The sequence below is a fragment of the Hoeflea prorocentri genome, from assembly GCF_027944115.1.
GTDB classification, from domain to species: Bacteria; Pseudomonadota; Alphaproteobacteria; order Rhizobiales; family Rhizobiaceae; genus Hoeflea_A; species Hoeflea_A prorocentri.
Genome location: NZ_JAPJZI010000001.1, coordinates 3,114,869 through 3,134,986, shown reverse-complemented (window position 1 = coordinate 3,134,986; position 20,118 = coordinate 3,114,869). Strand labels below are relative to the sequence as shown.

The window sequence follows — 20,118 nt, the reverse complement described above, 5'->3', positions numbered from 1 at the left end:
CCTAAACCTTCTTCAGCCGCTCGACGGCGAGTAGAATACGCTCGGGTGTAGCCGGCGCGTCAAGACGCGGACATTCGCGATAATCGGCGACACTCGCCACCGCCATGGACAATGCCTCAAGTACGGAATTGGCGAGCATGAAGGGCGGTTCGCCGACGGCCTTGGAGCGCCGGATGGTCCGTTCCTTGTTGGTCGACCAGTTGGCGAGCTCGACATTGAATTCCTTGGGCTTGTCGGAGGCGAGGGGGATTTTATAGGTGGAGGGTGCATGGGTGCGCAGCCGTCCATTGTCGTCCCACCACAGCTCCTCGGTCGTCAGCCAGCCCATGCCCTGCACAAAAGCGCCCTGGACCTGTCCCATATCGATGGCCGGGTTGAGCGATTTGCCGACATCCTGAAGAATGTCGACCCGGTCGACATGGTATTCGCCGGTCAGCGTGTCGATTGTCACCTCAGAAACCGATGCGCCATAGGCAAAGTAGAAGAATGGCCTGCCCTGGCCCTTCTGGCGGTCCCAGTGGATTTTCGGTGTCTTGTAAAAGCCCGCTGCGGAAAGCTGCACACGGTGCGTATAGGCTTGCCGGACTAGTTCGGGGAAGGGGATCAACTGGTTGCCGACGCGAACATGGTTGGGCACGAACACCACCTGTTCGGCCGGAACACCAAAATGCTCGGATGCATAGGCGACGAGCCGCGCCTTGATCTGCCCGCAGGCATTGGCTGCCGCCATGCCGTTCAGGTCGGAGCCGGATGATGCCGCGGTCGCCGATGTGTTCGGGACCTTGCCGGTCGATGTTGCAGTGATGCGAATGGTTTCGAGATCGACCTGGAACTCGTCGGCGACGACCTGCGCCACCTTGGTGTTGAGCCCCTGACCCATCTCCGTTCCGCCATGGTTCAGGTGGATGGAACCGTCCTGATAAATATGGACGAGGGCGCCGGCCTGGTTGAACCAGGTTGCGGTAAACGAGATGCCGAATTTGACGGGCGTCAGAGAGATGCCCTTGCGCAGGACGCCGCCTTTCGCGTTATGCGCAAGCACCGCTTTGCGGCGGACCTGATAGTCGGAAGAGGCTTCAAGCTCATCGACGATACGATGGATGATATTGTCCTCGACGACCTGATGATAAGGCGTCACATTGCGCTCGTCGATGCCGTAGAAATTGGCCTTGCGTATCTCCAGCGGGTCCTTGCCGAGCGCGTAGGCGATTTCCTCGATAACACGTTCGCCGCCGAGCTTGCCCTGCGGGCCGCCGAAGCCGCGAAACGCGGTATTGGAGACGGTGTCGGTCTTCATAGGCCGCGACCGCAGCCTGACATTCGGCAGGAAATAGCAATTGTCGCTGTGAAACAGTGCGCGGTCCGTGACCGGGCCTGAAAGGTCCGATGAAAAACCGCAGCGCGCCGCATAGACCGCATCAAGCGCCTCGATGCGCCCGTTGTCATCATAGGCAACGTCATAGGTAACGTGGAAATCGTGCCGTTTGCCGGTGGCCGTCATATCGTCATCGCGGTCGGGGCGTATCTTGACGGCGCGGTTGTAGCGCTTGGCCGCAATGGCGGCGATTGCCGCGAACTGGTTTCCTTGCGTTTCCTTGCCGCCGAACCCGCCGCCCATGCGCCGCGTCTGCACCGTAACGGCGTTGGAGGCGGTTCCGAGAGCCTGAGACACCATGTGCTGGATCTCGCTCGGATGCTGCGTCGAGGAATAGACCGTCACCTCGTCGTCTTCTCCCGGAACGGCCAAGGCGATCTGGCCCTCGAGATAAAAATGATCCTGCCCGCCGATGCGCATCTCGCCGGAGAGGCGGTTGGTCGCCGTTGCCAGCGCCCCTTCGGCATCGCCATTGCGCAATTGCAAGGGATCGGTGACGTGCGGATATCCGGCCTCGACGGCACTGACCACATCGATGTGGTGCGGACGGTCCTCATAGTCGACCTTGGCAAGGAGCGCCGCCCGGCGGGCCGCATCGCGGCTCTCGGCGATCACCGCGAAGATTGGCTGGCCGTAAAAGGCGCTTGTGCCGTCCGAGAGCACCGGCTCGTCGTGACGGTGGGTCGGGCTGATGTCGTTTTCACCGGGAATGTCCGCTGCAGTCAGGACGCCGACAACGCCGGGCGCGGCCCGGACCGCGTCGAGATCCATGGATGTAATGACCGCGTTTGCCCGTTCGGACAGACCGAGATAGGCGTGCAATGTGCCGGATGGCTCCGCCATGTCATCGATATATTCGGCAGTGCCGGTGACGTGTTTGTGGGCTGAATCGTGCCGGCGCGGCGTATGAACGCCGCCGGATATGGCCGTACTGCTGCGCGCGTTGGAGGCGTCGTTCATCCGTTAAGCCTCCGCCATATCAGGTTTGTGTCGCGTCACTTGCACCGTTTGCCCCTGGGTTTCCAGGTAAAACCGTTTCAACAGGTTCTTTGTCGCCAGCATGCGGTATTCAGCCGAGGCACGCCAATCGGTCAGCGGGGTGAAGTCCGACTGAAGCGCCGCCATGGCAGCATCGACTGTGGCTTCATTCCAAGGCTGTCCGGTCAAGGCCTTTTCTGCCGCCTTTGCCCTTTTTGGCGTTGCGGCCATGCCTCCGAAGGCGAGGCGGGCCGAAGCGACCGCACCGCTTTCATCAAGTGCGACGCGGAATGCGCTGCAGACCGCGGAGATATCCTCGTCCCGTCGCTTGGAAATCTTGTAGACGGCGAAATGCTCTCCCTCAGGAAGGCGCGGTATGTGAACCGAGCGGACGAATTCACCCGGCGCGCGGTCCTGCTTGCCGTAGTCGATGAAGAAGTCCTCCAGATCGATTGTGCGTATGTCTGTGCCGCTTTGAAGTGTGACGCGCGCACCCAGCGCAATCAGCGGCGGCGGGGTGTCGCCGATGGGCGAGCCATTGGCGATATTGCCGCCAACGGTGCCCATATTGCGTACCTGTTCGCCGCCGATCCGGTCCCACAAATCACCCATGGTGGGTGCAGTACCGCAGATCGCGTCAAAAGCATCGCTGTAGGTGACGCCCGCACCCAGCGTAATGCCGTCGTCGTCTTCTGCAATTTCCTGCAATTCAGCCAGGTGGTTGATGAATACGGTCGGCGAGATATCGCGCATATGTTTGGTCACCCATAGCCCGACATCGGTCGACCCGGCGACGATCGTGGCCTCGGGATTGGTCTGGAGAATTTCACCCAGGTCGTCGACTGATCCGGGTACGATGAGGCGCCCTGATGACGTTTCGATATCGACGCGGATGCCGTCACTCAGTTCTTTCAGCTTTGCGGCGATCGTGTCGTGCGTGACGATCAGCTTGTCGCCGGAATTGTCGGCATCGGCCATGGCTTTCGCCGCGTCCATGATCGCTTCATAACCCGTGCAGCGGCACAGATTGCCCTGAAGGGTTTTTTCTATGTGCGCCGCATCGGCGTTTGGCGTCTGCAGCCACAGCCCATAAAGCGACATGACGATGCCGGGCGTGCAAAATCCGCATTGCGAGCCGTGGAAATCAACCATGGCCTGCTGAACGGGATGCAGTTGCCCGTTCACGCCGGCCAGGTGCTCGATCGTCACGATGTGGCACGCATCGAGCGAGCCCATGAAACGGATACAGGCGTTGACGGTTTCATAAACAAGCCCGCTATGGCCGAGGCGTCCGACAAGCACGGTGCAGGCGCCGCAATCGCCCTCGGCGCAGCCCTCCTTGGTGCCGGTCAGCCGCCGCTGCAGGCGCAGATAGTCGAGCAGCGTAAGGGTCGGCGATACATCGCGCATATGCACAACTTCAGCATTGAGTATAAAGCGAAGTTCGTCGCGAACGGCGTTCGCCATGCCATTACTCCCTCTTATTCTTGTGCCGGCCATCCTACCGCCCCCGGCGCAAAAAAAACCAGCGCGGCGGCAAAAAGACTTTCAACAAAAGCTGGAAAGTCGAGCTCGCCGATCAAGGATCCATTGAAAATAATCTGCCCTATACGGAGGTCGTATTTATCCGAACCGCAAAGGTCAGGTAGGTCTTATCCATCGCCTCGGCCTCTGGGCGGGTGAACCTGCTTGTCGCAGATGCGGCAAAGTGTTTCAGTCAATATTTGAAAATCGCATGAAAATGTGTGTGATAATTTTCCGTCAACCAAAGAAAATAAAGGGAACTCATCAATGTTTAACAGAATCGCATTGTCGCTCCTGTTCGCGGCAGGGCTGCTGACCCAGGCGGCAGCACAGACAAAAATGCCTTTCGCGCTCGATTGGAAATTCGAGGGGCCGAGCGCTGCCTATTTTGCCGCGATTGACAACGGCCACTTCGCCGAAGAAGGCCTTGAGGTCGAGATCAGCGCCGGCAAGGGCTCGCTGGACGCGATACCGAAGATCGCAACGGGCGCTTTTCCCATCGGTTTTGCCGACATCAACAGCCTGATCAAGTTTCTGGACCAGAACCCCGGTGCTCCGGTTCAGGCCGTGATGATGATCTATGACAAGCCGCCTTTTGCGGTGATCGGACGCGAGTCCCTGGGTGTCAGCGCTCCAAAGGATCTGGAAGGCAAGCGCCTTGGAGCGCCTCCGCCGGATGGCGCCTGGGCGCAGTTCCCGGCCTTTGCGACCGTCAACGACCTTGATGTCAGCAAGATAACGGTCGAGCCGGTGGGCTTTCCCACACGCGAACCCATGCTTGCCGACGGCAATGTAGATGCAATCACCGGCTTTTCGTTCTCCAGCTATCTCAACCTTGTCCGGCTCGGTATTCCCGAAGAAGACATCAAGGTGATCCTGATGGCCGACCATGGCCTTGAGCTCTATGGCAACGCCATCGTCGTCAATACCGATTTCGCCAAGGAAAACCCGGAGGCTGTCACCGGTTTCCTGCGCGCTGTCGCCAAGGGCTGGAACGACGTGATCGCCGATCCGGCCGCTGGCGCGGAAATGGTCAAGAAGCGCAACCCGGCTGCTGACGCGGCGCTTGAAGAGCGTCGCCTGCAATTGGCAATCGATGCCAATGTCGTCACCGATTACACCAAGGCCAACGGTATCGGCAGCGTCGATCAGGCGCGCATGGAAAAGGCCATGAAGCAGCTGGCGGAAAACTACGAGTTCCAGAATGAGCCCGATATGGCGGTGATCTTCTCCAGCGAGTACCTGCCGACGGACGGCAGTCTTGCGCTGAAGTAGCCGTATAAATCAACAAAAGGCGGGTTTATCCCGCCTTTTCATTCGGGTTGATGGAATTCCATGACAGACGAACCTCAAATCGCGCTGCGGGGCGTGACCCATGCCTATATGACGGATGACGGCCCGCTGCCGGTCCTCAATAACCTCAACATCTCGGTTCAAAAGGGTACCTTTACCGCTGTCGTCGGGCCTTCGGGATGCGGCAAGTCAACGCTGACGCGCTTGATTGCCGGGCTGATGTTTCCCGATGAGGGAGAAGTCTGGCTCGGTGGGGAACTGGTCAAGTCACCGCGTTCCACCGTCGGCATGGCGTTTCAGAACCCGGTGCTGCTCGAGTGGCGCAACATTTTGCAAAATGTCCTGCTTCCTCTTGAGATCGTTCCCAACAGCCTTTCGCAAAAACAGCGCGAAGACCGGGCCGAGGAACTTCTGGCGCTTGTCGGGCTTGAGGGTTTTGAAGACAAGAAACCCTCCGAACTTTCCGGCGGCATGCGTCAAAGGGCGTCCCTGTGCCGGGCGCTGGTGCACCGGCCGGAAGTGCTGATCCTGGACGAACCCTTCGGCGCGCTGGATGCTTTCACCCGCGAGGATCTTTGGCAGATCATGCATGATTTGCGCCATCAGGAGGAGTTCACCTGCCTTCTGATCACCCATGATCTGCGCGAATCGGTCTTCCTGGCAAATGAGGTTGTCGTGCTTTCCGGCCGACCCGCAACCACGCAGTTTCTCCTGGACGTTCCCTTCGGTCCGGACCGCACGCTCGACGATCTCTATACGCCCGCCGCGACGGAAATGTTGGCTGAATTACGCCATCAGATCCAGATTGCGCAGGGGCGGGACGTGGAGGCGGCATAATGAATACCATGCGCAAAATCGCGATTCCCGTGGTTGCCATCCTCCTGTTTCTTCTGTTCTGGGAATGGTTGGTCTGGGTCAATGGCTGGCCGGACTACAAGATGGCATCGCCGTCGGACCTTGGCCCGGCTTTCTGGAAGTTCCGCTGGCTTTTCCTCGAATATGGCTGGCAAACGCTTTGGCGCACGGTCGCCGGCTTGTTGCTCGCGGTTGTGGCCGGAACGCTCATCGGCATGATCATGGGATTCTCCCGCACCGCGCGCGAGGGGCTCTACCCGCTGCTCGTGGGCTTTAACGCCATACCGAAGGCAACCGTCGTTCCGGTGATTGCGCTGATGTTTGTCGGTGCACACGACATGAACACGATCCTTATCGCGTTCCTGATTTCATTCTTTCCGATTGCCGTTTCGATCTCCATTGGTCTGTCGACCCTTGAGCCCGAATATCGCGATATCCTGAAATCCCTCGGCGCCAGCCAGTTCACGATTTTCAGGAAAATCGCGCTGCCGAAGACCCTGCCGGAATTCTTCGGCGCGCTGAAAGTGGCGGTAACGCTCGCCTTCATCGGCACCAACCTGATGGAGATCGTCGAACCGCATGGAAAGGGGCTTGGTCACCTCTTCGACAGCGGCAAGATCAGTGCCGACTATCCGCTCATGTTCGCGGTTCTGATCGCACTCGCAGTGCTCGGCATCCTGCTCTACTACGTCGTCGTTTATCTGGAGAAGATCTTTGCCGGCTGGGCGGAGCGTACCGAAACCTGATAGCAGCCGTGAGGCCGGAGACAGTTGTTCCAGCCTCACGGTCGTAATTCCCGGTTACTCGGATGACCAGACAGCAATGTGGACCGGTGCCGCAAACGTCACCGTTCCATCGGGGCCGGCAAATTTCGCAAGTTTTTCCCGGGCGTGTGTGAGTAGCTTTTCGAAGCTGGCATCGTCGAAAAACTCCGAAAGCGTCCAGCCACGCACATCAAGGCGCGCCCACTCCTCGATCGACGGAAAGCGCGCTGTGCCGTGCTGCGTCACAATTGACGCACCGGACATGCCGCCGTCCGAAAGCGCCTTTTCCAGTGCTTCGATCTCGCCGAGCACGAAGGGTGCGCGCAGCGCATCGGCCGGGTCTTTGCCGAACAGGTCGTCGATGAGCCTGATCATCGCATCATAGCCCGGTGAATGCTCGGCCTTGTCCCAGACGGAAGCCGCAATCGTGCCGCCGGGGCGGACCACGCGCCGCATCTCTTTCAGAGCTACTTGCCTGTCTTCAAAAAACATTAATCCGAACTGGCAAAGGACCACGTCGAATGTCGCATCATCGAAAGGGAGCGCTTCGGCCATGCCGGAGCGCCAGTCGATCGACGTGTGTTTGGAGCGGGCGACGGAAAGCATGTCGTCATTTCGGTCCAGTCCCGTTGCCGCGCCACCTGGCTGCACAAAGGTTTCGGCCACCCGCGTCGTAGCGCCCGTTCCGCATGCCACATCCAGCACCGACTGGCCTGATTTCAGGCCAGCGGATGTACACAAGGGTTCAGCCCAGGCCCCGAACAGTGCCGGAACAAAGAATTCATCGTAGATTTCGGCGGCGCTTCCTGAAACCTGGCCGGCTTTTGCTGCGTCGGTGGTCATCATGCTCTCCTCTTTTCCTGAAAAGACCAGAGTTGGATCATGGCGCCTGAATGACGATCCAATATACTACTAAATCTGTAGCAATGATGGAGGTGGGCGATGAAGTCCTACGGTCAATTCTGCCCGGTGGCCAAAGCGGCCGAGCTGTTTTGTGAACGCTGGAACGCGCTGATCGTCCGCGATCTCGCAGCCGGTCCGCGCCGTTTCAGCGAACTTCAGCGGGGCGTTCCGCTAATGTCGCCATCACTTTTGTCCTCGCGGCTCAAATGGTTGATCGACGAGGGTGTGGTTGAACGCCGGGGAGGTCATGGGCGGCAATCCGCCTATGCACTCACCGAAGCGGGGCGCGAATTCGTTCCCCTGGTCGAGGCGCTGGGCATCTGGGGCCAGCGATGGACGAGGCGTCAGCTTAAAGAGCACGAGATCGATCTGGGCCTCTTGGTCTGGAGCCTTGAGAGCAGCACAAATCCGCAGGCTTTCGGAGACCGCCGCTGCTTGATCAGGCTTGAATTGACCGATCAGGTCGCTTCCAAACGGCTCTGGTGGTTCCTTAACCAGAAAGGGCGCTGCGAGTTGTGCGTGGATGATCCCGGCGGTGGGGTGAACCTATACCTGTCATGCACATTGCCGGACATCATCTACCTCGTCAGGGGCGATTTGACGCCGGCGCTGGCCATCTCCGATCAGCGGCTTGAAGTTATTGGTGATGGCTGGGCTCGGAAGACATTTGTCGATTGGCTCAATCTGAGCCCGCTTGCCCAGGTGCAATCAAATCTGGACGTGCATTGAACCCGGCGCAGCCGCCGGGTTCGCCGTTGCGTACAACTTTTCAGTCTTGGTGCTTAGCACACGGTCAGGCAGGCGCATTGCGCGTCGTGGCTTACCTTCTGCGACACACTGCCGAGGATAAGGCTGGACAGGCGCCCCAGTCCACGGCGGCCCATGATAATGAGATCGGCTTTTGCCGCTTCGGCTGCCTTGAGGATTTCATCGGCCGGATCGCCATTGCTGATGATGCATTCACCCGGCACGCAACCAAGTGCGGTCGCCTTTTCGACCGCGCGGTCCATGACCTGCTTGCCCGCTTCTTCGACGGCCTTCGGATTGGGGTTGATCTCAACCGCCCCGTAACCGACTGCAATCGCAGTGGTTTCGAGTTGAGGGGAGTGCACGAGATGTATCTCTGACTGATATTTCTTTGCCAGATCGCACGCGATTTCCAGTGCGCTATCGGCGCTCTCCGACCCGTCGATCGCAACAACTATCTTCTCAAACATAGCATCCTTCTCCCTTTTTGAATGAGTCATCATGCCACATTTGATGCAATCATGTGTTGACTGAAATCAACGTTGTCCCTCTCTCCTTGCCGGAGCCTGTTTGTTGACCAAGGCCGGCGCGGCATAGCCAGCCGATCAACCATAGCCAAAGCACGGTGTGTGGTCGGGACAAAGGTGATCGTCATCGGCGCCACGAAGGTCGGCGGAAAGTCGGCATCTATCAGCCCGAAGGCCGGCAACCGCTTGGGTCGCCGACCTTGAGGTTTTCATGAGGGTCCGATCAGGCCGCGTGCCGGTGGGCGCAGGCGTGCTCCATTGCCGGCTTATCGCTCGCTTATCGGATCACGTGGACCGGGCATTGCGCATGGCGCACGACCCGAGCAGCGGTTGAACCAAGGAAATAGTCCTCAATGCCCGGCCGGTGGGACGCAACGATTATGCAATCGATGTCGTGTTCCTGAGCATAATCGACGATAACACGTCCCGGATTCCCTGACGCAAGGTGGGTCGTTGCATCGGGCAGTGCCGTGGCCGATTTTTCCAACGCCTCTTCAGCCTCCTTGTGTGACCGCGCCAGCGTATCCTTCGGAATTTGGGCAATAACAAAGCTTGGTATTGTTTCCATGACATGGAGGACGGTGAATTTGGCGTCCTCATCGGCCAGCGTTTTGGCGGCGAGATAAGATGATTGCGTATCATGTGCGCCGTCCAGAAGCACAGGTACAAGAATGTTTTTATACATAGCTCGGTCTCCCTCTAACAAATTACAGCTATATGTCAGTCTCTTTGTCTCACATCCGCAAGGGCTATTCTTTGACTTGGCGCAACTGCCGTGACCGGCAATTATGCGGCTATGCTGGAATGACGCTTGGCCCTCATGCACGACGGGATTACTGTCAAATCAGGTAATCGCGGACGGCGATACCACAAACGGATTGCGGAGAGGGCGCGTTGAAAGCCATCATCTACGAAGAATACGGCCCCCCGGAGGTGCTTCAGCTCCGGAACGTTGAGGCTCCGAAGCCCGCAGATGACGACGTGCTGATAAGAGTGCGCGCTGCGGAGGCAACCAAGGCCGATTGTGAACTGCGTGGTTTCAGGTTTTCAGTCAAGTGGTTCTGGTTGCCGCTGCGGATCGCGTTGGGAATAACAAAGCCGAGGCGGGCAATCCTCGGCGGGTATTTCGCCGGCGAAGTCGCTGCGGTCGGGACGAATGTGGCGCAGTTTTCCGTCGGGGATAAGTTGTTTGGAACGGCCGGTCTTCACATGGGCGCCTATGGCGAATATGTCGTCTTACCTGCGACGCTTGCCATGGCTGAAAAACCGCGCAACATGACCTTTGCTCAGGCCGCTGCCGTGCCGCTCGGTGGCCTGAACGCGCTGCATTTCATGCGACTGGCAAGGCTGACAGCCGGGGAGAAGATACTGATCAACGGCGCCGGCGGCAGCATCGGCGCGCATGCGGTGCAGATCGCCAGAAGCATGGGCGCAGAGGTCACTGCGGTCGACAAGGCTGCAAAGGAACCGATGTTGCGCCGTCTCGGGGTGGATAATTTCGTCGACTACCAGCGTGAAGACTTTGCGCAAGCCGGACCGCAATATGATGTCGTCTTCGACATGGTGCCCACAAGTTCCTACCGCGCCTGCATCTCGGTTCTTTCACCGGGCGGGCGTTATCTGTGCGGCAATCCCAGGCTTTCCGTCATGCTGCGGGCCCTCTTGACCAACCGCTTCACCGATAAAAGCGCAAGTTTTGCCTTTGCAAAGGAAACACGGGAAGAACTGGAAGCCCTCAGAAAGATGATCGAGGATGGTAAAATTATCTCGATTGTCGATCGTGAACTGCCCATGGATCAGGCGTCTAAGGCGCACCGTCTTGTTGAAACGGAGGAGCGCTGCGGGGCGATTGTTCTGCTGATCGGCACGTGAGCCAGGCAAAGACGGTGCAGCCGGATCAATTCCCCAATATGCCGGGAAGTCGCAACTGGTTTTGGCGGGCGCATTCGAGAGCGATGTCATAGCCGGCATCGGCATGGCGCATCACGCCGCTTGCCGGATCGTTCCACAACACCCGTGCGATCCGCTCGGATGCGGCTTGTGTGCCGTCGCAACAGATGACCATGCCGGCATGTTGCGAAAACCCCATGCCGACGCCGCCGCCGTGATGCAGGCTGACCCAGGTGGCACCCGAGGCGCAGTTCAGAAGAGCGTTGAGCAGTGGCCAGTCGGAGACGGCATCGGATCCGTCCTTCATCGCTTCGGTTTCCCGGTTGGGGGAGGCGACCGAACCTGAATCGAGATGATCCCGGCCGATAACGATCGGCGCCTTCAACTCTCCCGATTTGACCATCTCGTTGAATGCAAGGCCAAGACGGTGTCGTTGGCCAAGGCCGACCCAGCAGATACGCGCCGGCAGCCCCTGAAACGCGATGCGTTCGCGCGCCATATCGAGCCAGTTGTGCAAATGCTTGTCATCGGGAATGAGCTCCTTGACCTTTTCATCCGTGCGATGGATGTCGTCGGGGTCACCCGACAGGGCCGCCCAGCGGAACGGGCCGATGCCGCGGCAAAAAAGCGGTCGGATATAGGCCGGGACAAAACCCGGAAAGGCGAAGGCGTCCTCCAGTCCCTCGTCGAAGGCGACCTGGCGGATATTGTTGCCATAGTCGAGTGTCGGAACGCCTTTGTTCCAGAACTCCACCATGGCTGCGACGTGAACCTTCATGGAAGCGCAAGCGGCCCGGGCAACGCCTTTCGGATCGCTCTCGCGCTTTTCCTTCCATTCGGCGAGTGACCAGCCAAGCGGCAGATAGCCGTTGACCGGGTCATGCGCCGATGTCTGGTCGGTCACGATATCAGGTCGGGCGCCGCGCCGGGCGAGTTCGGGAAACACATCCGCGGCATTGCCCGGAAGGCCGACGGATTTTGCTTCGCCGGCAGCGGTCCAGCGTTCGATCATGGCAAGCGCCTCGTCCAGCGTTTCGGCCTTCTCATCCAGATATTTCGTGCGCAGGCGAAAATCTATGCGTTCCGGATCGCACTCGACGGCAAGAAGGCAGGCGCCGGCCATCGTCGCGGCGAGCGGCTGAGCACCGCCCATGCCGCCCAGCCCGCCGGTCAGGATCCACTTGCCGGATAGATCGCCGCCATAGTGCTGCCGGCCCGCCTCGACAAAGGTCTCGTAGGTTCCCTGGACGATCCCCTGGCTGCCGATATAGATCCATGACCCAGCCGTCATCTGGCCGTACATCATCAGGCCCTTGCGGTCGAGCTCATTGAAATGGTCCCAATTGGCCCAATGGGGCACAAGGTTGGAATTGGCGATGAGGACACGCGGGGCATCCGCATGGGTGCGGAAAATGCCGACCGGTTTGCCGGACTGGACCAGCAGTGTCTCATCGTCTTCTAGTGTCTTCAGACTTGCAACGATCCGATCGAACGCATCCCAGTTGCGTGCCGCGCGCCCGATGCCGCCATAGACGGTCAGTTCATGCGGGTTCTCGGCAACGTCCGGATGCAGATTGTTCATCAGCATGCGCATCGGCGCTTCGGTCAGCCAGGATTTGGCGGTGATATCAGATCCGGTAAGCGGGAAAACATCGCGAATATTGTGCCGTGGATCATTCATTGTTTGCTCCCGCATGGTTTAACGCCCATTGTTCCAGCGACGTCAGGATATCGGCCAGAAGCATTCGCAACCGCTCGGATTTGACGGGGTCGAGGTCGAACGGTGGCGCCTCGGCAGCAAGATGTGACTTTTGCGCCAGTTCCATCTGGATCGCATGGACACCGTCATCCGGACGCCCATAGTGCCGTGTCGTCCAGCCGCCGCGAAAGCGTCCGTTCACAGTAGTGGAATAGCCGGATGCCGCCTCGCAGACCTCTCTTGCGATCCGCTCCACTTCGGCATTGCACGTCGCGCCGCCATCGGTGCCGATGTTGAAGTCGGGCAGGGTTCCCTCGAAAAGGAACGGAACGACGGAGCGGATCGAATGGCAGTCATAGAGAAGGGCAAGGCCGTGCAGTGAATGCACACGCTTGATTTCCGCCGCAAGGGCTGTGTGATAGGGCGCGTGAAAGAGCCGTTTCCGGCGTTTGATCTCTGCTTCATCGGGCTCGCGTCCCTCTCGGTATATGGGAGTATCGTTGAAGTCGATCAGCGGACAAAGCGTTGTTGTGTTCTGCCCCGGGTAAAGGCTTTTGTCCGACGGATCGCGATTGGCGTCGATGACATAGCGGTGGAAGGTCGCGCGCACCGTCGTGGCGCCCGGCAGGACCCCGTCATAAAGCTTGTGGATATTCCAGTCGGCATCCGCCAGGGCGCGGCCCGTCTCGTTGAAGCTCTCCCAAACGTCTTTGGGGACATCAAGCCCCGTATGCGGCAGGCCGAGGATGACCGGGCTGTCTCCCTGAACGGTTTCGACCGGTGTCACAGCGATGCCTCCGTGCCGAGCGGACTGATAAGCGGGATGCCGCATCTGACGACAATCGTTCCGTCCCGGACGAGCATCGCCGCCCGTTCGATATCGCCCGCCAGATAACGGTCTTCGCCGAGCGTATCGATCTGCTCACGCACGGAACCGATGGCGGCACGAAGCGGAGCACTGGTTTTGAGCGGCGCGCGGAACTCGACACCCTGCGCCGCACAGAGGAATTCGATACCGAGAATGCGGCCGAGATTGTCGTTCATATCGGCAAGACGCCGCGCGCCATGGGCCGCCATGGAGACGTGGTCCTCCTGATTGGCACTTGTCGGCGTGCTGTCCGTGGAGCACGGATTGGCCCGTTGTTTGTTCTCGCTCATCAGCGCCGCGCTGGTCACCTCTGCTATCATCAATCCGGAATTCAGGCCCGGTTCGGGTGTCAGAAAAGACGGCAGGTCGAAACTCAGCGTGGGGTCGACCATAAGGGCGATGCGGCGCTGGGAAATGGCGCCCATTTCGGCGATCGCCAGAGCAATCTGGTCGGCCGCGAAGGCCGTCGGCTCGGCGTGGAAATTACCGCCGGAGATAACATCGCCGCACGCCGTCACGACCAGCGGATTGTCGGTCACCGCATTGGCTTCGGTCTCGAGTGTTGCGCCAGCCTGGCGCAAAAGGTCAAGGCACGCCCCTGTCACTTGCGGCTGGCAGCGGATGCAGTAGGGGTCCTGCACACGGGTGTCGCCTTCGCGGTGGCTTTCGCGGATCTGTGAGCCTTCCATCAGGTTGCGGATTGCCGCCGCGGCTTCGATCTGGCCGCGGTGACCGCGCAAAGTGTGGATCTCGGGCCGGGTAGGGGCGGTTGAACCCATGATGGCGTCGGTCGAGAGCGCGCTCACCAGCAGCGCGTTTTGCGCGCAGCGCCATGCCTCGAAAAGCTCCGCCAGCGCGAAGGCAGTCGAAAACTGCGTCCCGTTGATAAAGGCGAGACCTTCCTTCGGGCCAAGGGCGACCGGTTCAAGTTCCGCCGCCTTTAACGCTACGGCGCCCGGCATGACCTCGCCGTCGAACAGCGCTTTGCCTTCGCCGATCATGACGGCCGTCATATGGGCGAGCGGCGCAAGGTCACCGGAAGCGCCGACTGAACCCTGTGCCGGTATGACCGGTGTAATCTTCCGCGCAAGCATCTGTTCCAGAAACGCAATCAACTCCCAGCGCACACCCGATGCGCCCCGGCAAAGCGACAGGAGCTTCAGGATCATCATGAGGCGGACGATCCGTTTGGGAGCCGTATCGCCGACACCGCAGCAATGCGAAAGGATGAGGTTGCGCTGCAGCGCCGCCGTATGACGCGGTGCAATCTTGACGCTTGCCAGCTTGCCGAAGCCGGTATTGACCCCGTAGACCGGCGTCTCACCCCGCGCGGCCTCAGCAATGACAGCTGCCGAGGCCTCAACCTCGGCCCGGCATGAATGATCGACCGCGACTTCGCCGTTGCTCCAGTAGATGGTTTCCAGTTGGCCAAGGGACATCTCCCCCGGCTTCAACACGGTGACGCTCATGGCAATCTCCCCATGATGCGCATCGCAAGCGGGTTGAAGCCTATCCGGTATGAGAGTTCGGCGGGATGGGCGACATCCCAAACCGCCAGTTCCGCCTTCTTTCCTGGCTCGATCGTGCCGGTATCGTTGAGACCCTGCGCCCGGGCCGCGTGCCGCGTTGTGCCAGCAAGGGCCTCCTGCGGCGTCATGCGAAACAGCGTGCAGGCCATGTTCATGGCCAGAAGCAGGGAGGTCAGCGGCGAGGAGCCCGGATTGCAGTCGGTTGCCACGGCCATCGGTACTTCGTGTTCACGCAACAACGCGATCGGCGGCAATTGTTTTTCCCGCAAGGTGTAAAAGGCACCCGGCAGCATCACGGCGACGCAGCCGGCCTTTTTCATGGCGAGGAGGCCGGGTTCCTCGAGATATTCGAGATGGTCCGCCGAAAGGGCCTGGTATCTTGCTGCAAGCTCCGCGCCCCCGAGGTTGGAAAGCTGTTCAGCGTGGAGTTTGACCGGAAGGCCGAGTGCGCGCGCATGCTGGAAAACCCGCTCGATCTGATCGGGCATAAAGGCGATGGTCTCGCAAAATCCATCCACGGCATCTGCCAACCCCATTTCATGGGCTGCTGACAGGGCCGCAATGCAGACCTCGTCGATATAGGCATCGGGCCTTCCTGCATATTCGGAAGGTATGGCGTGCGCACCCAGGAAGCTGGTTTTCACCCGGATGTCGCGTTGCGCGGCGATGGCACGTGCGACTTTGAGCATCCGCAGTTCCGTTTCGACGTCCAGCCCGTAGCCTGATTTGATTTCGACGGTGCCGACGCCTTCGGCAATGAGGCTGTCCGCACGTTTGAGCGCGTCACCCAGCAAAGCCGCTTCGCTGGCAGTTCGGGTTGCTGCCACGGTGGAATTGATGCCGCCCCCGGCGCGCGCGATCTCTTCATAGGATGCGCCTTCAAGTCGCATTTCGAACTCTCTTGCGCGGTCGCCGCCGAAAACGATGTGTGTATGGCAGTCAATCAGCGCTGGCGTCACAACCCGCCCTTCCAGATCGTCCGTCCGCAGACTGCGATAAGAGGCCGGCAGGTCGCTTGCCGTGCCGATCCAGGAGATCAGCCCGTCCTCAACGGCGACGGCGCCGTTGTCGATAAGACCGAAGGCGGTCGGGCCTTCAATCATTGTTGAGATTTTCGCATTTGTCAGAACAAAGCTGGTCATTGCGGGCAATTCCGCTTTCGCTTGCAATTCCTGTTATGTATATTCATAATAATTTTATGTCAACGATTATAGGCAGTCCATGAAGACGCTGTTTGCGGCAGGCGCCTTGCTCCCGGAGGGCTGGGTCGACAATGTCCGCATCGGGATCGATGCCAGCGGACACATTGCCGAGATTGAACAGGATGCAAAGGCGCGTGCCGGTGATACGGATCTTGGCGACCGGGTGTTGCTGCCGGCCATCGCCAATCTGCATAGCCATGCCTTCCAGCGAGCCATGGCCGGCATGTGCGAACACAGATCGCCGCATGGCGATGATTTCTGGAGCTGGCGGGCGTTGATGTACCGGTTTCTTGACGTGCTGACGCCGGACCATGTCGAGGCGATCGCGGCGTTCGTTTATATCGACATGCTGGAAGCGGGCTATGCATCGGTCGGTGAGTTCCACTATCTGCATCACCGGCCCGGCGGCAAGGCCTATGACAATCCGTCAGAGACGTCGGAGCGCATTTTTGCGGCCGTTGAGGTAACCGGGATTGGCCTTGCACATCTGCCCGTCCTCTACAGCCATGGCGGAGCTGGTAAGAAGCCGCTGGAAGGCGGGCAGCTGCGTTTCGGGTGCGATCCGGATCGGTTTGACGCCCTTGTCGACAAGGCTGCACGCGCACTATCAGGACTTTCCAAAGACTGCAGCCTGGGTGTCGCGCCGCATTCGTTGCGCGCTTGTGATCCGGAGGCGCTGGGAGAGATCGCAATGCGGTACCGGTCCGGTCCTGTTCATATCCACATAGCCGAGCAGGAAAGGGAGGTTGCCGATATCGAAGCCTGGCTGGGTGCGCGGCCGGTGGCATGGCTGCTCGACAATGTTGATGTCGACAGCCATTGGTGCCTGATCCACGCGACGCATATGAGCGACGAAGAGACGACAGGTCTTGCGCGTTCCGGCGCTGTTGCCGGCCTTTGCCCGATCACTGAAGCCAATCTCGGGGACGGCACATTCAATGCGCGATCTTATATGGCGCAAGGCGGGCGATTTGGCATCGGGTCCGACTCCAATATCCGCATTTCCTTGTCAGAAGAACTGCGTCAGCTTGAGTACAGTCAACGTCTTGCTTGTCAGGCGCGGAACGTGCTTGCCGACCCCGGTGCATCGACCGGCGAAACACTTTACCGGCGTGTGGCCAGAGGAGGCGCAGGAGCGCTCGCTCGCAATTCAGGCGCGTTGGAAAAGGGCCGGCTGGCGGACATGATCGCAATCGACGCTACCCATCCGGCCCTTTGTGGTCTTGACCGGCGGCAGCTTCTGGATGGCTGGGTCTTCGCCGGGGACGACAGGCTTGTTACAGATGTCTGGTCGGCGGGCCGGCACTGTGTTGAAGGTGGCCGTCATGTTAGGCGCGAAGATGTCGAACGGCGTTTCCGCGGCGTAATGGCCGAATTGAAGAACCGGATCTGATTGTCATGCGGTCCTACAAGGACATCCAAAATATTCTTCTTGAACGCATAAAGGGCGGCGATTGGCCACCCGGCACCCTGTTGCCGGCCGAGGCGGATCTGGCGCACGAGTTCGGATGCACACGCGTAACGGTCAACAGGGCAATGCGGGCTCTGGCCGAGTCGGGCCTGGTTGAACGAAAACGCAAGGCCGGAACACGGGTCGTCCAGCGTCAGTCGCGCAATGCCATGTTCGAAATTCCCCTCGTACGCGATGAGATCGAGCAGCGCGGTGGAACCTACAAATATCTGCTGGTCAGCCGTACGCTGGAAAAGCCTCCGCAAAAGGTGCGTGCTGAAATGGGACTGACGGGAAAGCATAGGGTTTTGCATGTTGTCAGCCTGCACTTTGCAGATGGCGCGCCCCACCAGATCGAAGACCGGTGGATCGACCTCAACGTCGTGCCGCAGGCCCGAAATGAAACTTTCGAGAGCGTCAGCCCGAATGAATGGTTGCTCAGGCAAGTCCCCTATACCAGCGCTGAACATGTCTTCCGCGCCGCATTGCCTTCGAAAGGCGAGGGGGACTTGCTTAACCTGACCGAGGGCAAGCCGGTCTTTGTCATCGAACGCACCACGTGGCTCGCCGGCGAGGCGGTTACCCATGTCCGTCTCGTGCATCCGGCCGACAGTTTCAGGCTGGTGACACGAGACCGGTTTGGCGATGGTGTGTAGGTCGTTTGCCGGTCTAGAGCCCGATGTTGAGGCTTGCCGGTGTCAATGAGCGCTGAATGAACTCCCGAGAAAGTGCCCAGTGCTCGTATACGAGTTGTTCCGACCGGTCTTCGTCACGTTGCCGGATGGCTTCGATCATGTCGGCATGTTGGCGACCGGCGTCCGCCAATGGTTTCTTCAGCGTCGGGTCTTCGGCCCTGTAGAAAGTCTGCGATATGCGCGCGTGATCGATGAGCAGACGGTTGTGGCTTGGCAGCAGGAACGCGTTATCGGCCATCAGACCGATCAGCTGGTGGAAACGGTTGTTATGGATCGCGAGTTGCGTTGTCGAGGCGGCTTCGATTGCCTCATCAAAACGACTGGCGCTGTCGGTGAGCTCGACGATCTGGTCTGCCGTTGCATTGCGCGCGGCAAGTCGGGCCGTTGCCGCATAGATCATCGGTGCGGCGAGGAAAAAGTCGCGTAGCGTTGTGTGAGAAAGCGGCGAAACACTCGCTCCACGATTGCTCTCAAGAGATAGATAACCCTCGCCTGCAAGGTCGCGAAAAACATCTCGAAGTGGCGTGCGCGAGATGCCGTATTCCTTGCTGAGCTGAGTTTCGTCGAGATCCGCACCCGGCTCCAGTTCCAGCGTCAGAATTCGCTGCTTCAGATCGCGATAGAGTTTTTGTTTTCCGTTCGTCAAGGCATTTCCAGAGGTTTCCGTTGCAATGTGCTCCGTAAAAGCCGAGCCGTAAAGGTCCGACTGATTCAACTTTCAAGTAAAGTAAACCGGAAATCGGGTCAGTTGGCTCGCTGGTTGCCGAAGGAAATGGTCTTGACCCATTGTCCCGCCAGTAAGAGTTTTTTGTGACGCCAAAAGTGTTCGAAGGGCCGGGCAATTACGCGCGTCAGCTCCCCCAGATGTGAGCGTTGCCTTTGAGTGCCCGTGCGGCGTTCCTCGACACCTTCCTCAATATTAGCTTCAATCCGTACACTGCCAAGACCAACTTGGTTGGTGCTGATAATCATATTGTCCTGAGCGCAGATGGCCGGATCGATCTGGTAGACATGCAAACGGGAGAAAAACTCCAGCCTTTCGTCAAAGAGGATGTTATCCGGCAGATCGTAGACGTCCTCGGTCCATTTCAGCAGGTTTTTGGCACATTCTCGATTGATGAAGTAACCGCCCGCACCCCAATGTGTGGACAGAAGGACCTTCAGGGAGTGGCGAAAGGCACGCGGATTGTTCCATATGGTACAACGCACCGGACGGAAGAAAGTCTCCGCTTTGACGACATCGGCATCGTCTGGAATCCACTCATCCGAGGAAAAAAAGCGCTCCGCTCCGTGGGCAAAATGGATGTCATCTTCCGCAATGAAAGCCCAGCGATCTTGTCCCTCAGCAATCCTGCGCCACGTTTCGCGGTGGCTGAGGAAACATCCAATGTCCGCCCGGCTGATTGGCAACTCGGGCCTGCGACGCTTGCGTCTGTTGTGTTCTATTTCCCCGACCGGGAGGGTCATCCCATCGACAGCGGCAATGCGGACAACATCAAAACCGAGATTCCGGGTTGTACGCATGAACCATTCAAGCCGGTCCGGGGACCGGTCGAGGTTTATCAGGTATGTCTTCACGAATCCCCCGATGGATACCGACTATCTTGTTGCTTTGGCCTAAAAGTTACCCCGCTTAGCGTCAAGTGGCTCCCGGTTGCGCGGCAGGGCCTGACCCGGCGCATCGGGCCGCCGCTACGTATGAAAGCGGGGAAACGCTCGTTCGATGATTGCTTTCAATGGAGGTGACCGTCACACGCAACGCCGCGAAATACATCCCGGAGCCCCATGGTTGAGATACCGAATCCCAGATGAGCCGAGT

18 protein-coding genes are annotated in these 20,118 nt (G+C 59.2%); 7 read left to right on the top strand and 11 right to left on the bottom strand.

What is annotated here, in order from left to right; translation table 11 throughout:
• Position 1: 1 nt before the first annotated feature.
• Both xdhB and xdhA read right to left on the bottom strand, forming a co-directional pair.
• On the bottom strand, positions 2-2,335 hold the full coding sequence (gene xdhB, locus OQ273_RS14630) for a xanthine dehydrogenase molybdopterin binding subunit (protein ID WP_267991234.1): 2,334 nt from the start codon (positions 2,333-2,335) through the stop codon (positions 2-4).
• A 3-nt stretch (positions 2,336-2,338) separates the two neighbouring features.
• Positions 2,339-3,820: a xanthine dehydrogenase small subunit gene (gene xdhA / locus OQ273_RS14625; RefSeq protein WP_267991233.1), complete on the bottom strand. Its 1,482-nt coding sequence runs from the start codon at positions 3,818-3,820 to the stop codon at positions 2,339-2,341.
• A gap of 324 nt (positions 3,821-4,144) precedes the next feature.
• Between xdhA and OQ273_RS14620 the strand changes: the two genes are divergently transcribed.
• Genes OQ273_RS14620 through OQ273_RS14610 form a run of 3 tightly spaced genes read left to right on the top strand, consistent with a single transcriptional unit; the run spans position 4,145 to position 6,771 of the window.
• Positions 4,145-5,152: an ABC transporter substrate-binding protein gene (locus OQ273_RS14620; protein WP_267991232.1), complete on the top strand. Its 1,008-nt coding sequence runs from the start codon at positions 4,145-4,147 to the stop codon at positions 5,150-5,152.
• 60 nt (positions 5,153-5,212) lie between these two features.
• Positions 5,213-6,007 carry an ABC transporter ATP-binding protein gene (locus OQ273_RS14615; protein ID WP_267991231.1) on the top strand — a complete coding sequence of 265 codons (795 nt, stop codon included), beginning with the start codon at positions 5,213-5,215 and terminating at the stop codon, positions 6,005-6,007.
• The gene (locus OQ273_RS14610; RefSeq protein WP_267991230.1) at positions 6,007-6,771 is read left to right on the top strand and encodes an ABC transporter permease; all 765 of its coding nucleotides are present in this window, start codon (positions 6,007-6,009) and stop codon (positions 6,769-6,771) included. The genes OQ273_RS14615 and OQ273_RS14610 overlap by 1 nt, the downstream gene beginning before the upstream one ends.
• Before the next feature lie 54 nt (positions 6,772-6,825).
• On the opposite strand, the gene OQ273_RS14605 is transcribed toward OQ273_RS14610, so the two are convergent.
• The gene (locus tag OQ273_RS14605; protein ID WP_267991229.1) at positions 6,826-7,632 is read right to left on the bottom strand and encodes a class I SAM-dependent methyltransferase; all 807 of its coding nucleotides are present in this window, start codon (positions 7,630-7,632) and stop codon (positions 6,826-6,828) included.
• A 99-nt stretch (positions 7,633-7,731) separates the two neighbouring features.
• Here OQ273_RS14605 and OQ273_RS14600 point away from each other — a divergent pair, with 99 nt between their 5' ends.
• On the top strand, positions 7,732-8,421 hold the full coding sequence (locus tag OQ273_RS14600) for a winged helix-turn-helix transcriptional regulator (RefSeq protein WP_267991228.1): 690 nt from the start codon (positions 7,732-7,734) through the stop codon (positions 8,419-8,421).
• Positions 8,422-8,474: 53 nt separating this feature from the next.
• Here the strand turns inward: OQ273_RS14600 and OQ273_RS14595 are convergent, their stop codons facing one another.
• Positions 8,475-8,909 (bottom strand): universal stress protein, encoded by a 435-nt coding sequence (locus OQ273_RS14595; protein WP_267991227.1) that lies wholly within the window; start codon positions 8,907-8,909, stop codon positions 8,475-8,477.
• 334 nt (positions 8,910-9,243) lie between these two features.
• On the bottom strand, positions 9,244-9,651 hold the full coding sequence (locus tag OQ273_RS14590) for a universal stress protein (RefSeq protein WP_267991226.1): 408 nt from the start codon (positions 9,649-9,651) through the stop codon (positions 9,244-9,246).
• 209 nt (positions 9,652-9,860) lie between these two features.
• Here OQ273_RS14590 and OQ273_RS14585 point away from each other — a divergent pair, with 209 nt between their 5' ends.
• Positions 9,861-10,838 carry an NAD(P)-dependent alcohol dehydrogenase gene (locus OQ273_RS14585; protein ID WP_267991225.1) on the top strand — a complete coding sequence of 326 codons (978 nt, stop codon included), beginning with the start codon at positions 9,861-9,863 and terminating at the stop codon, positions 10,836-10,838.
• 25 nt (positions 10,839-10,863) lie between these two features.
• On the opposite strand, the gene hutU is transcribed toward OQ273_RS14585, so the two are convergent.
• From hutU to hutI, 4 genes are read right to left on the bottom strand one after another with little or no spacing between them, the layout of a single operon-like run.
• On the bottom strand, positions 10,864-12,537 hold the full coding sequence (hutU, locus tag OQ273_RS14580; RefSeq protein ID WP_267991224.1) for a urocanate hydratase: 1,674 nt from the start codon (positions 12,535-12,537) through the stop codon (positions 10,864-10,866).
• Positions 12,530-13,342 carry an N-formylglutamate deformylase gene (gene hutG, locus OQ273_RS14575; protein ID WP_267991223.1) on the bottom strand — a complete coding sequence of 271 codons (813 nt, stop codon included), beginning with the start codon at positions 13,340-13,342 and terminating at the stop codon, positions 12,530-12,532. Before hutG ends, hutU begins: the two co-directional genes overlap by 8 nt.
• On the bottom strand, positions 13,339-14,892 hold the full coding sequence (gene hutH, locus OQ273_RS14570) for a histidine ammonia-lyase (RefSeq protein ID WP_267991222.1): 1,554 nt from the start codon (positions 14,890-14,892) through the stop codon (positions 13,339-13,341). Before hutH ends, hutG begins: the two co-directional genes overlap by 4 nt.
• The gene (hutI, locus tag OQ273_RS14565) at positions 14,889-16,094 is read right to left on the bottom strand and encodes an imidazolonepropionase (RefSeq protein WP_267991221.1); all 1,206 of its coding nucleotides are present in this window, start codon (positions 16,092-16,094) and stop codon (positions 14,889-14,891) included. Before hutI ends, hutH begins: the two co-directional genes overlap by 4 nt.
• A 79-nt stretch (positions 16,095-16,173) precedes the next feature.
• Between hutI and OQ273_RS14560 the strand changes: the two genes are divergently transcribed.
• Together OQ273_RS14560 and hutC are read left to right on the top strand one after the other, a co-directional pair.
• Entirely contained in the window at positions 16,174-17,547 is a 1,374-nt protein-coding gene (locus OQ273_RS14560) for a formimidoylglutamate deiminase (protein ID WP_267991220.1), read from the top strand.
• A gap of 5 nt (positions 17,548-17,552) precedes the next feature.
• On the top strand, positions 17,553-18,260 hold the full coding sequence (hutC, locus tag OQ273_RS14555) for a histidine utilization transcriptional repressor HutC (protein ID WP_267991219.1): 708 nt from the start codon (positions 17,553-17,555) through the stop codon (positions 18,258-18,260).
• A gap of 13 nt (positions 18,261-18,273) precedes the next feature.
• On the opposite strand, the gene OQ273_RS14550 is transcribed toward hutC, so the two are convergent.
• On the bottom strand, positions 18,274-18,945 hold the full coding sequence (locus OQ273_RS14550; RefSeq protein ID WP_267991218.1) for a GntR family transcriptional regulator: 672 nt from the start codon (positions 18,943-18,945) through the stop codon (positions 18,274-18,276).
• A 98-nt stretch (positions 18,946-19,043) separates the two neighbouring features.
• A complete protein-coding gene (locus tag OQ273_RS23740) occupies positions 19,044-19,823 on the bottom strand; it encodes a glycosyltransferase family 25 protein (protein ID WP_425493381.1) in 780 nt (259 codons plus the stop codon).
• Positions 19,824-20,118 lie beyond the last annotated feature (295 nt).